This is a genomic window from Legionella lytica, assembly GCF_044626755.1.
Taxonomy (GTDB): Bacteria; Pseudomonadota; Gammaproteobacteria; order Legionellales; family Legionellaceae; genus Legionella; species Legionella lytica_A.
On the sequence record NZ_JBGORX010000003.1, the window covers coordinates 238,507 to 252,838 of the forward strand.

Here is a 14,332-nt window from a genome sequence, read left to right on the forward strand (position 1 = left end):
GATTCATCTTTTGAGGTACGACTCAAAACCGTTAATTCCTCAATTAACCCAGGAACCAGTCATGTCAACACAAGCGATTGTAAAAATGGGTAGCAAACAATTAGGCATTCGTTCTACACCTCTTGTTGATTTTGATCCAATCAATACGCATCCGGAAATTGCAACCTTACTGCAAAATATGCGTGATACCATGGAGGAGAAGGGTGGAGTAGGGATTACTGCGCCTCAACTTGGTTGTAACAAACGAATTATCATGCTGGGATTTGAGAAGAGCAAACGTTATCCGAATGCAAAACCTGTCCCTTTTACCGTTTTGATTAATCCTTCTTATAAGCCCATTTCTGAAGAAATGGTTGATGGTTGGGAAGGGTGTTTAAGTCTTCCTTGTTTGCGAGGTTTGGTATCACGCTATAAGAAAATTGAATACAGTGGCTATGATGCTGAGGGTAATTTTATTACAGGAATTGCCGAAGGTTTTCATGCGCGTATTATTCAGCATGAATGTGATCATCTTGATGGGATACTATTTACTTATCGGCTAAAAGATTTGCATGACTTTGGCTATGAGGATGAATTAGGCCCCCGTATTTTTAATTATTAAATGATATTCCCTCTTTTCTGCATCCTTGTTAAAGTAATTTCCTTCAAAATTAACGCACAATAACATCAATGGCACTATGAATGATTTTTTTGATTCAACGAGTTCATTACAAGTTTTATGCAATTATTTAAAACAGCAGATTAGTTTATCGGGTATTGATACCGAGGTATCGCCTGAGTCAACGCTGCAAGATCCCCAGGATGAGCCATTAATTTTAGAATTTGATGAACTACAACAAGAACATGCGGCTAAATACATTCAGCGACTGTGGCGAAAAAGGCAAATCAATCTCAAATTTATCCAAGACCCTTATAACACCTATTTATCCATGATGCCTCCAGATGATGAACAGCGCTTATTGTCTCGAATTATGTTTGGACGTCATGCGGCCGAATTGCCAGCAAACTCTAAATATAAGGCGGCAAATCCTTATATTCATATTCGTGCCTATTATCATCGAGATGATGATTTACCGGCAGTGTTCTTAAAACAATTACTCTTGCAGTTTGCAATTGATCCAGAACTTGAAAGTGTCAATGAGTACATGCCAGTAAGCTTATTGAATAATACTCCCATTGAGGAGATTATTAAGGCCCATTTTCCTCCGCTCAAAGCGCCCATAGAGTTAATTAAGGATATGAATCATAGTATCGGTTTGCTTGTGATTCCCCGATATAATTTTGGTCAAATTCTTAAAGTAAAAGAGATTGTACGGGCTTGCGGTGTGGTTGCCTCTCCATGGGAAATTGCGCAAAATATTAGAGCAGAGCTTTATCCTGAGCTCATAAGCCCGGAAATTTCAGGCATTGATAATTTACCGGTAACTAGAGAGGAGTTGCTAGAAAGTCTTGTATGTAAAAAAATAAACGCGATTGCAGCCAGTTGCCGACATCCTACGCGATTATTGGCTGTGAATCTTGCTAAGTTAGTCCAGGCCTTGCCGGATATGCCCCCCGATGCCATAAAACGAATTAGCTTGTTGCTGGAGTTAACCCATATTTTTTATGAGTATCATTATCCACGCTACGCATTCTGTATTTATGTGATTATCCATGAAATTAGTTTAGCTTTATTAAAGCAGACGGATGAGCAGTCCCTAACTCACAGTTTTAATGCATTTATTAGTGAGTCTAAAAAAACCTTTCTGAGCTCTTTTGCTCTTAGTGAAGAACACATCGCCAATGCGCATTTTGTTGCGTTTCCAGCATTATCAGGAACCAATGCGTATACCTTAGCCATGCAATTAGCCTGCCAGATGAAAACAGATAGCGGCGCAGAACCTAAGATTAAAGTATGTATGCCGAGCTATTATGAGTTTGCCCATATTACCAAAAAGAACCTAACCGAGTCGGATGCGGATATTTATATTATTTCTGCAGGCCCAATGGTTAATAAAAATGGTCTAACTCCGGGGGTAGATATTAATCATTTGATCAGGCGCAAATTGATTGGAAAAAAGCGTGATAAACCATTAACCCTTATTGTTGATGCGACCACGGCTTTGTACGCTAATTTACAATTAGCACCAGAAGTTCAGGGATTAATAGAAAGGGGGCAGCTTTCAATCATTTTGCATGAAAGTCATCAAAAATTTGGTCTGATTCATAGTGATCAAGCGCAATATGGCCGTGTCTTAGGTCTTTGTGCTAAAGACAGTTATGCGGAGGAATTGATTCGGCAGATGCAGCAAAACTCCCAAGATGACTTTAATCGGCATGTGGATATGCGCATAGGAGCTTTTATTAGCAGTATCTGTGGGAGTTCGCTTGAGGAGATAAAACAACAGCATTTTAGCAATGGTGCGCTGTTAAGAAATTTATTACTTACCTCTTTATTAAGTAACAAGGAGATTGTCACTCATAAAGATATGCTGACTAATTTGGAGCAATTGTATTTTACTACATCGCAGGATGCCTCATTTAATAATATTACGCGCAATATTATTGAACCAAGAGATAGTTTTGGTCATTTTAGTTTTACTAAAATAGGGGTGGGAAAATATCATCGTATTAGTGCGGATGCCTCTGATCATATTGATTGTCTCATTTTGGCGTCACAAATTTATATTTCCCAACAATACAAGGCAGAGCAATTAGCAGACATTTTATTAGTATATGCGCGTACAAGTGAACGCTTAAGTTTTGAATATCAAATCATGACACTTGCAGTACTTAACAAAATTAGCGCGGGGTTAAGCGAGCTGGATGACATTGATTTATTAGAGTTATATACGGCAATGCATTATTTATTAGCTCGTTGCTCGAACTTTGCTGGTCGGCAATATTATACGCGAGTTGTCACTTATTTAACGAGTTTAGAGGACATTCTTGTTGCTCAATACCAGCCTGAAAATCCTGGCTCCTTTTTGGGAGCAGTAAATATTTTGTATCAAGCGGGGATTAAAAGCAGTCATTTGATTGCGTATTTACATGAGCATGAGCACATTAATTTGCTTGCAAAGGTGAGTACGGAAATTTGTTTACAGCAATTCATGCAACAGAATGTTTTAACTGCCAAGCAATTAATGACCGTGTTTGCTCTTTTGGAAGCTCGGCTGAATATTGCTGATTATTTAGGGCTTATATCGAATGAGAAATTTTGTTCGGGGGTGTTAAAAGTCCATGATGCAAATCAACGCATCTTGGTTAATTTAAAATCATCCTCAGAGAAATACCAGAAAGCGAGTACAGCATCTCTTATATATCAGGCAGAATGTTATCAGGCGTTACAGCATTATTATCAATTAGAGCATTCCACGAAAGAGGATGCGCAGAGCTTAATTACTTCATTGGAGAACGCCAAAGATACTTATACCCATGATGTACTTCATCATGATCGATGCGCTCAATCGCAAGCGATGCGGCTTATTTTAATGATGCTTACTAATTTCTTGGCCAGCTTAACTTTGGGTGCTGCTCATGCAGTTCATTATAAAAGTACGGGCCGTGTTTTATTTTTTTCTGGCACTAATTCTGAGAATGACCTATGCGCAACACATCAGGATTTGAATGCTCAGTTGCTGATGCCTCAGGGAATTAAGATGGGAGCATAGACTCGAAATAATCTAAAAATCTTTTAGATGGAGCCTGGTTGCAAGCAACCAGGTTAAGCTTTTTAATAAGTTCGTTGTAACGCGAAATTAGCGAGCTCAGCGAGAGCTTCTTTATATTTTGATTCCGGTAAAACCATTAAATGAGATAGGGCGGAGTCAATTTCCTCTGCGGCAATCTTTTTGGTATATTCGATGGCTTTCGTTTCTTCCAGTGCAACCAGAATTTCCGGTAAAAACTCGAGACTTCCCTTTTTCAAACTCTCAATAATTTGTTGTTTTTGCAACTCTGAACCATGCTCTAGGGCATGAATTAATGGTAGAGTCGCTTTACCATCTGCCAAATCATCACCAATGTTTTTACCAATGGTTTTGGCATCAGAGCAATAGTCCAGCGCGTCATCAACTAGTTGGAAGGCATTACCTAAGTGTAAGCCATAAGCATAAATACTGTCTTGGACTTCTTTAGATGCGTCACTTAACATGGGACCAATACAGGAGGAAGCAGCAAATAACAAGGCTGTTTTTGCACGAATCACCTCGAAATACTCATCAAAAGTAAGGGCAGGGTTATGTCGATTTGATAATTGTTTGACCTCGCCACAGCTAATATCTAATGCTGTATTGGCAAAAAGTTTCAAAATGGCCGGATTGCCTGAGTCCACCATTAATTGGATTGATTGAGTAAACAAATAATCACCAACTAAGATACTTGCCTTACTTCCCCAAATATTATTTGCGGTTTCACGCCCTCTTCTTAGCGTAGATTCATCGACAACATCATCATGCAGTAAAGTGGCTGTATGAAAGAATTCCACCATCGCTGCCAAAGCAATATGATCCTGGCCTTGATAGCCGCAAGCATTGCTGGCTAAGAGCACTAAAAGGGGACGTAGTCGCTTGCCACCACTTTCAATAACATGGTGGGACATATCATCAATTAAACCTATCTGAGATTCAATTTTATTAACAATTAAAGCATTGACCGCGTTAAAATCATCAATTACTGTTTCGCGTATACTCTCAATCGTCATTGTTTTTCCTCAACCATTCAATCAGCAAATGCTAAAGTTGTACCGGGTAATTGTCAAGGCATCCGTTCAGGTAATGGCGTTCAACTTCAGAAAAAAATAGTAGGATGGACTGTCAGGCCTGAGGAGACCTTAGGCCTAACAGCCCAGCAAAAATTCATCAATTAAATGTGAGCAGGGCTACACATTAAAGAGAAAATGCATTACATCGCCATCAGAGACAACATATCCCTTACCTTCCAGGCGTAATTTGCCCGCTTCTTTGGCGCCTTGTTCACCACGATAGCTAATAAAATCATTATAAGCAATTACTTCAGCGCGAATAAAACCCTTTTCAAAATCAGTATGAATTACCCCAGCTGCTTGCGGAGCTGTTGCACCTTTATGAATGGTCCAAGCTCTTACTTCTTTAACGCCTGCAGTAAAATAAGTTTGTAATCCTAAAAGATCATAACCTGCACGAATTACTTTATGCAGACCTGGTTCACTTAAGCCCAGACTCTCCATAAATTCATTGCGATCTTCGTCATCCAACTCAACTAACTCAGATTCTGTAGCTGCACATAAGGCAACAATACTAGCATTTTCGCGTGCGGCAAGTTCTTGTACCTTATCCAATAGTGGATTATTTTCATAACCATCATCATTCACATTGGCGATATAAAGAACCGGTTTTGCGGTCAGTAAAAATAAACGACGAGCAATTAACTCTTCATCGGCAGTTAATTCCAAAGTGCGTACGGGATGCCCTTCATCTAAATGAGCTTTAACTTTCTCTAGAGCTTTTACTTCTGCAATAGCGTCTTTATTGCCACTACGACTGTTCTTGCCTGCTTTAAGCATGGCTTTTTCAACTGCTTCCATATCGGCTAATGCTAATTCTGTGTTAATTACGTCAATATCACTTAGCGGATCAACACGACCTTCTACGTGAATCACGTCGGTATTTTCAAAGCAACGGACCACATGAGCAATGGCATCGGTTTCACGAATATTGGCTAAAAACTGATTTCCTAAACCTTCACCTTTAGAGGCACCCTTTACAATACCCGCAATGTCAACAAATTGCATGGTCGTCGGAAGTATTTGCTGCGGCTTAACTATCTCACTTAAGGCATCAAGACGGGGATCGGGAACAGTCACAATACCCACATTTGGTTCAATGGTGCAAAAGGGGTAATTCGCTGCTTCAATACCTGCCTTAGTCAGGGCATTAAAAAGAGTTGATTTACCCACGTTAGGCAAGCCTACGATCCCACATTTAAATCCCATGAATAGTACCTCTGTTAAGCGTTTAATTGATTCATTGCTCTGGAAATATCTCCAGATAAAAGTAAGGGCATCGCAGCGATCCCTCTATCGATTGCATCGTAAATATGTTGTCTGTCCTGTGCGGACGGTTTATTGAGTACATATTGGTGCACTAAGTCTTTATGCCCTGGATGGCCTATACCAATACGTAAACGATGGAAGTTGGGGCTGCCGATTTGGGCAATAATATCTCTTAGACCGTTGTGTCCACCATGTCCACCACCGGTTTTTAATTTAATTCGTCCTGTAGCTAAGTCCAATTCATCATGAACTACTAGTATTTCTTCCGGTTGAATGCGGTAAAATTGGCTGATTAATCGTGTCGGTTGCCCACTATGATTCATAAATGTTAGGGGTAAAACCAATTTGCTGGAATGCTTATCCACTTCGAGCTCAGCCAGCTCGGCCTGCATTTTTTTCTCTATTTTGAATGTAGCACTATGTCGTTGCGCTAGGGCTGTTGTAAGCCATCCACCGGCATTATGACGCGTATGCTCATAAGCTGAACCTGGATTACGTAAACCAATGATAAGTTTTATCGCCATGATGAGTAGGTAGGATTAGGGTGTTTGGGGTTTAGGTAAATCAGAGTCAGGCATGCCTGACTCTGATAACAGGGAAAATTACTCTTCACCTTTCTCTTCTGAATCAACAGTAGGTACAGCAGATGCTGGAACTTCGGTTGCTTCTTCAGTTGAGCCTACACGAGCCATATGAATACTCACAACAGGAGCGTCATGGCTACCATCGTTAACATCAACTGTTAAGTTTACGCCTTTGGGTAACTTCAGATGTGATAAATGCACCACATCATCAAGTGCTACTTTAGACATATCCACTTCGATGAACTCTGGAAGGTCTTTAGCTTGGCAACGAACTTCAACTTGAGTCATGGTGTGGTTAACCATACCGCCAGCCTTGATACCAGGAGCTTTTTGCTCATTGATAAAATGCAGAGGTACTAATTTAACCAGAACGTCTTTCTTAGAAACACGTTGTAAGTCCATATGCATGATTACAGGCTTGTACGGATGGCGTTGCAATGCTTTTAAAATTACGTGTTCAACTTTTCCATCAATAGTAATATCAAAAACACTAGAATAAGTACTTTCTGCTTCTAATACTTTGATTACTTTGTTGTGTGGGAAAAGAATAGACATTGGTTTTTTGTCTCCGCCGTAAATTACTGCGGGAACTTTATTTTCAAGACGACGTAGGCGGCGGCTCGCACCTTTCCCCATATCCGTTCTTGTTTCTGCTTCTAATAGAATATTTGACATTATTATATGCTCCAAAAATTAAATGGCCCTTACTTAATCCGCGACCAGATTAAATACCAGATCCAAGAATCTATTGACATTTCTCAACTCTTGGCCAAAATATTCAAGGTTGCAAAATAATTGCGTACCTTAAAGACTTTGCTGTTAAATCTGGAAAGGGTGGCAAAGTATACAATATTTTAAAATGAACATAAATAGAAATTGCACTTGAAGTCGTTGGCATAATTTCATAGAATATGCGACTTTATTGAATTTGTGATAGCCAATCAGGCGAATTGGAGAAAAATTATGTATGCGGTAATCAAAACTGGCGGTAAGCAATACACCGTAAAGGAAGGCGATGTACTTAAAATCGAATTGCTGCCTGACGATGTTGGCAACGAAATTAAATTCGAAGAAGTTTTAATGTTAGCTGATGGTGACAATATTGTTTGCGGTGCGCCATTTGTTGCTAAAGCAATTGTAAAAGCAGAAGTACTTGATCATGGCCGTCACAAGAAAGTCAAAATCATCAAGTTCCGTCGTCGTAAGCACCATATGAAACAAATGGGGCACAGACAATATTATTCGCAAGTTAAAATTACTGCGATTAGCAAGTAAGAGGGGATAGCAATGGCTCATAAAAAAGCAGGTGGTAGTACTCGTAACGGCCGCGACTCGAATCCTAAATATCTTGGTGTGAAGCGCTATGGTGGCCAGTTTGTTAATGCAGGTGAGATTCTTGTAAGACAACGTGGTACTCGTTTCCATGCAGGTCCAGGTGTTGGCGTTGGTCGTGATCATACTTTATTTGCCTTAGTTGAAGGCTTGGTTAAATTCGTAATTAAAGGCGAAAAAAATCGTAAGTATGTAACTATTGTTGCTGAACAAGAAGCTGCAAACTAGGACTTTTAAGTTCTACCGATTGTCTTTACTCGTAGCCTGGTTGCTTGCAACCGGGCTACTGTGTATTAAACATCAGAAAAACGTAGCCCGTATTGGCACAGTCTAATACGCGGATATGTGTCACAACATCCCGTATTGGACTTCGTTTAATACGGGCTACGAAGTATAAGGATGAGGTTTATATCCTCATTCACAGCTCGCTCACAAATGCTCCCTGTCTCTGACAACAGAGTTTTCTTTTTATTTTGAGGTATGTCATGAAATTCGTTGATGAAGCACTTATTAAGGTTGATGCCGGTAATGGTGGTAGTGGTTGCTTAAGCTTCAGACGCGAAAAATTCATTCCTCGTGGTGGTCCAGATGGTGGGGATGGCGGTGATGGGGGCAGCGTTTATTTCGAAGCCTGTAATGATCTCAATACCCTTATTGATTTTCGTTATATGCGCCACTATAAGGCTGGAAACGGCCAACCCGGTATGGGCGGAAACTGTTCCGGTAAAAAAGGTGACGATTTAATCATTAAAGTTCCTGTGGGAACGCTGATTTATGATGTTGATAGTGGCGAATTACTTGGTGATATTAGCAAAGTAGGGGTTCCTGTACTCATTGCGCAAGGGGGATTCCATGGTTTAGGCAATACCCGTTATAAAAGCAGTGTGAATCGTGCTCCACGTCAAACCAGCCCCGGAAGTCCTGGAGAGTCTAGACATTTACGTCTTGAGTTGCGTGTTTTAGCCGATGTGGGCCTACTTGGCTTGCCCAATGCTGGAAAATCGACTTTGATTCGTGCTGTTTCCAGCTCCAAGGCGAAAGTTGCTGATTATCCCTTCACTACATTGCATCCAGGTTTGGGTGTGGTCAGTGTTTCTTCGCATAAAAGTTTTGTTATGGCTGATATTCCTGGGCTTATTGAAGGAGCTTCTACTGGCGCCGGTTTAGGGCATCGTTTCTTAAAGCATTTGTCTCGTACTTGCGTGTTGTTGCATGTGATCGATGTGGCTCCTTTAGATGAAAGTGATCCCATAGCTTCGGCGAAGGCAATTATCCATGAATTGGCTGAGTACAATCCTGAATTAGTGCAAAAACCACGTTGGCTCGTGCTCAATAAAATTGATATGTTGCCTGATGAAGAAAGTCGTAATGAGCGCATTCAGGCCATTATTAATGGCCTGAACTGGAAGGATAAGGTATTCACCATTTCCGCAATCAGCGGTCAAGGAACTCAGCAACTGTGTTATTCATTGATGCAATTGATTGATGATCTGAACAATCCTGAAGCTTGACCATTCTGCCGCATGTTCTCGTACTGAGGGTGTGCGGTAGGGAATCGTATACATTTCCGTCCCTTCATTTTTTCCATCGTGATAATGGATCGTTAACTGCGTTGTTCCGGTTATCGCTTTCTTATGCCAATAATCATCTAAGCCTGAAATGTGGAAATAAGGCTTGTTTCTTTGTAATCCATTAAAATTGACTAAATGGTGTAGACCAGGTTTGCTTAAAATATTTTGCAATAAGCCTCCTGTTGCTTCATCAATAATGGTGATTGGTTCATTGCGCGCGCTAATGAGTTCACGTAAGGTGTCAGATGCTTTTTTATCTACGGCACTGATTATATGTGGTTGCACAATGGGGTCGACAAAGGCTTTGATTTGTTCAGCCACATTGGGCCGGCAACGCACTTTGAATTCAATATAGGGCGACTCCCAACGATAGCCTGTTTGGCAATCAATTGCGGCTAATGCTTCTTCCAATGTTTGGGAAATTTCACTTTCTGCTAAACCGAACACTTTCCATTTCAGGATTTGTTTTTGGCTGTGCGATGTTTCTTGCAACAGAGGGAATGCATAGTCATTAAACATCGGCAAACATTCGCGAGGAGGTCCGGGGAGGAGAATAAAAGTTTTATCGTTCCAGCGATAATAACAACCTACGGCGCTCCCATTGGGGTTGGGGAGGAGTTTCGCATCGGCGGGAAAAAGGCATTGTTGACGATTTCCTGGATTCAAAGGGATTTTGATATGTTGCAAGCGCGCTTTAATATGCTCCAGGGCTTCGCTATGTTCTACTAATTCGACCCCGGTAAACTTTGCTAAAGCAAAACGAGTGAGATCATCAGTAGTTGGCCCAAGCCCACCAATAATAATAATAATGTCGTGATTTGCGGCTAAAAACTGTAAACAGGTAATGATGTCTGGTTCTTTATCACTACACGAAAGTTGAAAACCTAAGGATAAACCTTCGGTACTCAGGGCATGGGCTAGATTATGGCCGTTCGTATTTAATGTATCTCCATGAACGATTTCATCGCCTGTTGCCAAGATGGCTATGGTCATGTGAGTGCTCCTTGAATGCTAATTCACCTCCCGAGTGTAGCGTATATTTTGAAAATTCTATAATAGTTGTTGACTTTTGTGCGCAGATTGCCTAATAAATGAGATGGTTATGAATTGGCAAGCTTATGCCAAAACTAGATTGCAATCGAGTGCGGCACAAATCAGTTTCGTAGTACATAATATAATTAGATGAATACGTCATCTTGGAATGACGATCACTAGATGAGTAAGGAGAAAGTATGGAGTTTACAAGCCGCTATGTTGCACATGTTCCTGATGCTCAGGGAAATGTTAATTATTCGGCTGAGGAAAATAAGGTTTGGAATATTTTGTTTGAGCGTCAAATAAAATTAATTCCAAATAGGGCATGTGAGGCCTTTATTGCTGGGTTGCAAACCTTAGGCCTTACTTCTCAAAGCATCCCTCAATTGCCCGATTTGAGCCAGAAACTTAAGGCAAAAACAGGATGGCAGGTCGCACCTGTTGCTGCATTGATTTCAGCACGAGAGTTTTTTGAGCTTTTGGCAAATAAACATTTTCCTGTTGCAACATTTATTCGTACCGAAGAAGAATTAAATTATGTAAAAGAGCCAGATATTTTCCACGAGATTTTTGGACATTGTCCTATGTTAACCGACAGCATCTATGCCGATTTTGTCCATGACTACGCGTGTAAAGTACTTAGTTTTCCTGAAGAAGATTGGCCCTTGTTACAACGTATGTTTTGGTATACTGTTGAATTTGGCCTAATTAGCAGTTCTAAAGGCTTAAGGGCTTATGGGGGAGGGATTCTTTCCTCTATTAGCGAAACCGTGTACAGTGTTGAAAGTGATATTCCACTGCGCGTTTATTTTGACCCCATCGTTGCATTTCGCACACCTTATCGGATCGATAGACTGCAGCCTATCTATTTCGTGATTGATAACTATCAGGTACTGTATGACTTTGTTCTCTCTGATATTGGCAAACTGTTAGAACGCACACGCGAATTAGGGGAGTTTCCTCCATTATTTGAGGTGGATCCAGGTAATCCAAACATTCATATAAGGGCCTGTTAAGTTGAACAATCCTTAAATAGATGGTTTTTTTATCTTTCGCCCGTCACATGATTTTACTGAATCTATGGACAAAGCGTATTGTAATGCAGAGATAGTCTTGATAACATCGGCAGACATGCGTTGTCCGTTGGCTGTACGTCAAGGAGCATTATTTGATTAAAGTACTAATTGTTGATGACCATGCATTGGTTAGAATGGGAATTCGACGATTACTTGAAGATTTGTCGGATGTAAATGTTGTTGCTGACGCTGAAAGCGGTGAGCAGGCTTTAGCATTGGTTAAACAACATGGTCCTGATGTCGTGCTTCTCGATATGAAAATGCCTGGCATTGATGGCTGGGAAGTAACCCGCCGTTTAAAAAAATCTAATCCTCATGTGAAAGTAATTGCCGTTACTGCGATGTGTTCTGATGTATTGCCCACTCGTGTTTTACAGTTAGGAGCCATGGGCTACCTCACTAAAGAGTCTGGAGCCGAAGAAATGGCTGCAGCAATACGTAAAGTTGCTAAAGGTGAAAAATATTTGAGTGCTGAGATTGCCCAGAAAATGGCGATTAACAGCTTAGAGGATGTACAAGGTTCGCCTTTTAATATGTTGTCAGAACGAGAAATGCAGGTGATGTTGATGATCACCCGTGGGATGACCGTGCAGGAAATTAGTGATCGACTCTTCCTCAGCACCAAAACAATTAATGGATATCGTTATCGTACTTTTGAAAAGCTGGGCATTAAAAATGATGTTGAGCTGACCTATCTGGCGTTAAAACACGGAATTATCGAAAACCCAACTGATATAGCATCCGAAGATTAATATGCAAAATCGCGCTCAAGAGCTGGCGCAATTTCTTACGAAATTGCCCGGCGATCCAGGTATTTATCGAATGCTGGATGAGTCCGGCGTGGTATTGTATGTGGGAAAGGCGTCGAATCTTAAAAAAAGAGTTAGCAGTTATTTTAATAAACAAAATACTGGGAGTAAAACCCGCTCTCTAGTCAGCCAAATTGCCTCCATAGAGATATCGGTTACGCGCAGTGAGACTGAAGCCTTATTGTTGGAAAGTAACCTGATTAAAGCGTTGCGGCCAAAATACAATGTGCTGTTACGTGATGATAAAACCTATCCTTATATTCATATTTCTGACCACCCCGATTTTCCGCGCATTGAAATTTATCGCTCGAAAAAAAAACCGTTAACGGGGAATTATTTCGGCCCTTATCCTAGTGTTAACGCGGTTAGAGAAACAATCTTAACCATCCAAAAGGTATTTAAAATTCGTAATTGCCGGGATAGTTTCTTTAATGCCCGCTCGCGTCCTTGTTTACAATACCAAATCAAGCGTTGTACGGCCCCTTGTGTTGATTACATTCAGCCGGAAGATTATCAGCGCGCGATTCAAGATGCGATCCGCTTTTTGCAAGGAAAAAGCCAAATAATTCTTGATGAATTGGCAGCCCGGATGGAAAAGGCGGTAGAGGCGCTGCGCTTTGAAGAGGCTGCGGTACTTCGCGATCAGATTAAAAACTTGCGCTTGGTACAAGAGCAGCAAGGGATGATGCAGCTCAGTGGCGATGCTGATGCTATTGCTATTGAGGTCAATCCTGGCTTTTCATGTATTCAATGCGTCACCATCCGTGAAGGGCAGGTATTATCCAGTCAGAGTTTCTTTCCCTCTATGCCTACTAAAGGTTTAGAAGACGAGTTGAATATGGATGAGTTATGGCAGCAGACTTTTGATGCTTTTATTGGCTTTTATTATCTTGATACACCAGAGCGTATCCCGCCACTCATTATTACTAATCATGCCTTATCGGATCATCAACCCTTACAAGAGGCATTGACGCAGAAACGCGGCAAAGCCTGTAAGATACAAATCAATCCTCGGGGGAGGAAATCGCGGTGGATGGATTTTGCGGTAAATAATTTACGTGTTTCGCTTGCTGAGTACGTGAGCAAGCATTCAACAATGAGGTCGCGTTTTACTGAATTAGAAGCGTTCTTAGGCCTTAAAAAACCTATTGAGCGAATGGAATGTTTTGATATTAGCCATACTCAAGGGGAATCCACGGTTGCCTCCTGTGTCGTATTTGATCATGAGGGACCTAATACGCGTGAATATCGCCGCTTTAATATCGAAGGCATTACTCCGGGTGATGATTATGCAGCGATGGAGCAAGCAATCAGTCGTCGTTTTAAACGTTTGCTGGAAGCTCAATCTTTGCCGGATTTGCTGATTATTGATGGGGGCAAGGGTCAAGTTGGGGTAGCCCAACGAGTACTTGAGTCATTAAATATTTCGGAAGTGCTGTTATTAGGTGTGGCTAAAGGCCCTTCGCGCAAAGCGGGCTGGGAAAAATTGATTTTAGTTCACGAGGAGCGCGAACTAATTTTACCCGATGAATCAAAGGCTTTACATTTATTGCAACATATTCGTGATGAAGCACATCGTTTTGCGATTACTGCACATCGGAAGAAACGACAAAAACGCGGTTTAGAGTCCTCCTTAGAAGATATTGAGGGAGTTGGGGCTAAACGTAGGCAAGCTTTATTACACCGTTTTGGTGGCATCCGTGAATTGGCTAAGGCCTCTTTAGAGGAAATTGGCAAAGTTCCTGGGGTTAGCGAGTATTTGGCTTTGCGTATTTTTCAGTATTTTCACCCTGAGTGATTTTAAATCAATCGTACCTCATTCAAAGTCTTCTGCGAGTATTAATCTTTACTTAATCTTCATTTGTTATGATTAATACATGGAAGTTTACTTAGTGAAGTATTGTTATGGTTG

Annotated in this window: 13 protein-coding genes; 8 read left to right on the forward strand and 5 right to left on the reverse strand. The window is 40.9% G+C overall.

The genetic code is table 11. The annotated features are described in order from the left end of the window. Positions 1–61 precede the first annotated feature (61 nt). Both def and ACD661_RS10790 read left to right on the forward strand, forming a co-directional pair. Positions 62–601 carry a peptide deformylase gene (gene def, locus ACD661_RS10785; RefSeq protein WP_400187862.1) on the forward strand — a complete coding sequence of 180 codons (540 nt, stop codon included), beginning with the start codon at positions 62–64 and terminating at the stop codon, positions 599–601. A gap of 76 nt (positions 602–677) precedes the next feature. Next, the gene (locus tag ACD661_RS10790; protein WP_400187863.1) at positions 678–3,653 is read left to right on the forward strand and encodes a hypothetical protein; all 2,976 of its coding nucleotides are present in this window, start codon (positions 678–680) and stop codon (positions 3,651–3,653) included. Positions 3,654–3,715: 62 nt separating this feature from the next. Here ACD661_RS10790 and ACD661_RS10795 read toward each other — a convergent pair whose 3' ends face one another. The 4 genes from ACD661_RS10795 to ACD661_RS10810 form a co-directional block, all read right to left on the reverse strand. Next, a complete protein-coding gene (locus ACD661_RS10795) occupies positions 3,716–4,684 on the reverse strand; it encodes a polyprenyl synthetase family protein (RefSeq protein ID WP_400187864.1) in 969 nt (322 codons plus the stop codon). Between the two features lie 177 nt (positions 4,685–4,861). Next, entirely contained in the window at positions 4,862–5,953 is a 1,092-nt protein-coding gene (gene ychF, locus ACD661_RS10800) for a redox-regulated ATPase YchF (RefSeq protein WP_400187865.1), read from the reverse strand. Positions 5,954–5,967: 14 nt separating this feature from the next. Further along, positions 5,968–6,537 (reverse strand): aminoacyl-tRNA hydrolase, encoded by a 570-nt coding sequence (gene pth, locus ACD661_RS10805; protein ID WP_400187866.1) that lies wholly within the window; start codon positions 6,535–6,537, stop codon positions 5,968–5,970. A 78-nt stretch (positions 6,538–6,615) separates the two neighbouring features. Beyond that, a complete protein-coding gene (locus ACD661_RS10810; RefSeq protein ID WP_400187867.1) occupies positions 6,616–7,272 on the reverse strand; it encodes a 50S ribosomal protein L25/general stress protein Ctc in 657 nt (218 codons plus the stop codon). Positions 7,273–7,560: 288 nt separating this feature from the next. Between ACD661_RS10810 and rplU the strand changes: the two genes are divergently transcribed. The 3 genes from rplU to cgtA all read left to right on the forward strand — a co-directional run bounded on the left by rplU (position 7,561) and on the right by cgtA (position 9,440). Further along, the gene (gene rplU / locus ACD661_RS10815) at positions 7,561–7,872 is read left to right on the forward strand and encodes a 50S ribosomal protein L21 (protein ID WP_400187868.1); all 312 of its coding nucleotides are present in this window, start codon (positions 7,561–7,563) and stop codon (positions 7,870–7,872) included. Positions 7,873–7,884: 12 nt separating this feature from the next. After that, positions 7,885–8,157 (forward strand): 50S ribosomal protein L27, encoded by a 273-nt coding sequence (rpmA, locus tag ACD661_RS10820; protein WP_347574348.1) that lies wholly within the window; start codon positions 7,885–7,887, stop codon positions 8,155–8,157. A 257-nt stretch (positions 8,158–8,414) separates the two neighbouring features. Continuing rightward, positions 8,415–9,440: an Obg family GTPase CgtA gene (gene cgtA / locus ACD661_RS10825; RefSeq protein ID WP_400187869.1), complete on the forward strand. Its 1,026-nt coding sequence runs from the start codon at positions 8,415–8,417 to the stop codon at positions 9,438–9,440. Here the strand turns inward: cgtA and ACD661_RS10830 are convergent. Continuing rightward, entirely contained in the window at positions 9,396–10,493 is a 1,098-nt protein-coding gene (locus ACD661_RS10830) for a competence/damage-inducible protein A (RefSeq protein ID WP_400187870.1), read from the reverse strand. The genes cgtA and ACD661_RS10830 overlap by 45 nt on opposite strands. Before the next feature lie 239 nt (positions 10,494–10,732). Between ACD661_RS10830 and phhA the strand changes: the two genes are divergently transcribed. The 3 genes from phhA (at position 10,733) to uvrC (ending at position 14,218) form a co-directional block, all read left to right on the forward strand. After that, entirely contained in the window at positions 10,733–11,551 is an 819-nt protein-coding gene (phhA, locus tag ACD661_RS10835; RefSeq protein ID WP_400187871.1) for a phenylalanine 4-monooxygenase, read from the forward strand. Between the two features lie 152 nt (positions 11,552–11,703). Continuing rightward, a complete protein-coding gene (gene letA, locus ACD661_RS10840; RefSeq protein WP_400187872.1) occupies positions 11,704–12,363 on the forward strand; it encodes a two-component system response regulator LetA in 660 nt (219 codons plus the stop codon). A gap of 1 nt (position 12,364) precedes the next feature. After that, on the forward strand, positions 12,365–14,218 hold the full coding sequence (uvrC, locus tag ACD661_RS10845) for an excinuclease ABC subunit UvrC (RefSeq protein ID WP_400187873.1): 1,854 nt from the start codon (positions 12,365–12,367) through the stop codon (positions 14,216–14,218). The last annotated feature ends 114 nt before the right edge of the window (positions 14,219–14,332 follow it).

Excerpts from the sequence above, each read along its gene's own strand:
- ychF (WP_400187865.1), bottom strand. The coding sequence starts at position 5,953 with ATGGGATTTAAATGTGGGATCGTAGGCTTGCCTAACGTGGGTAAATCA.
- rplU (WP_400187868.1), top strand. The coding sequence starts at position 7,561 with ATGTATGCGGTAATCAAAACTGGCGGTAAGCAATACACCGTAAAGGAA.
- ACD661_RS10810 (WP_400187867.1), bottom strand. The coding sequence starts at position 7,272 with ATGTCAAATATTCTATTAGAAGCAGAAACAAGAACGGATATGGGGAAA.
- ACD661_RS10795 (WP_400187864.1), bottom strand. The coding sequence starts at position 4,684 with ATGACGATTGAGAGTATACGCGAAACAGTAATTGATGATTTTAACGCG.
- uvrC (WP_400187873.1), top strand. The coding sequence starts at position 12,365 with ATGCAAAATCGCGCTCAAGAGCTGGCGCAATTTCTTACGAAATTGCCC.
- pth (WP_400187866.1), bottom strand. The coding sequence starts at position 6,537 with ATGGCGATAAAACTTATCATTGGTTTACGTAATCCAGGTTCAGCTTAT.
- rpmA (WP_347574348.1), top strand. The coding sequence starts at position 7,885 with ATGGCTCATAAAAAAGCAGGTGGTAGTACTCGTAACGGCCGCGACTCG.
- phhA (WP_400187871.1), top strand. The coding sequence starts at position 10,733 with ATGGAGTTTACAAGCCGCTATGTTGCACATGTTCCTGATGCTCAGGGA.
- ACD661_RS10830 (WP_400187870.1), bottom strand. The coding sequence starts at position 10,493 with ATGACCATAGCCATCTTGGCAACAGGCGATGAAATCGTTCATGGAGAT.
- ACD661_RS10790 (WP_400187863.1), top strand. The coding sequence starts at position 678 with ATGAATGATTTTTTTGATTCAACGAGTTCATTACAAGTTTTATGCAAT.
- cgtA (WP_400187869.1), top strand. The coding sequence starts at position 8,415 with ATGAAATTCGTTGATGAAGCACTTATTAAGGTTGATGCCGGTAATGGT.
- def (WP_400187862.1), top strand. The coding sequence starts at position 62 with ATGTCAACACAAGCGATTGTAAAAATGGGTAGCAAACAATTAGGCATT.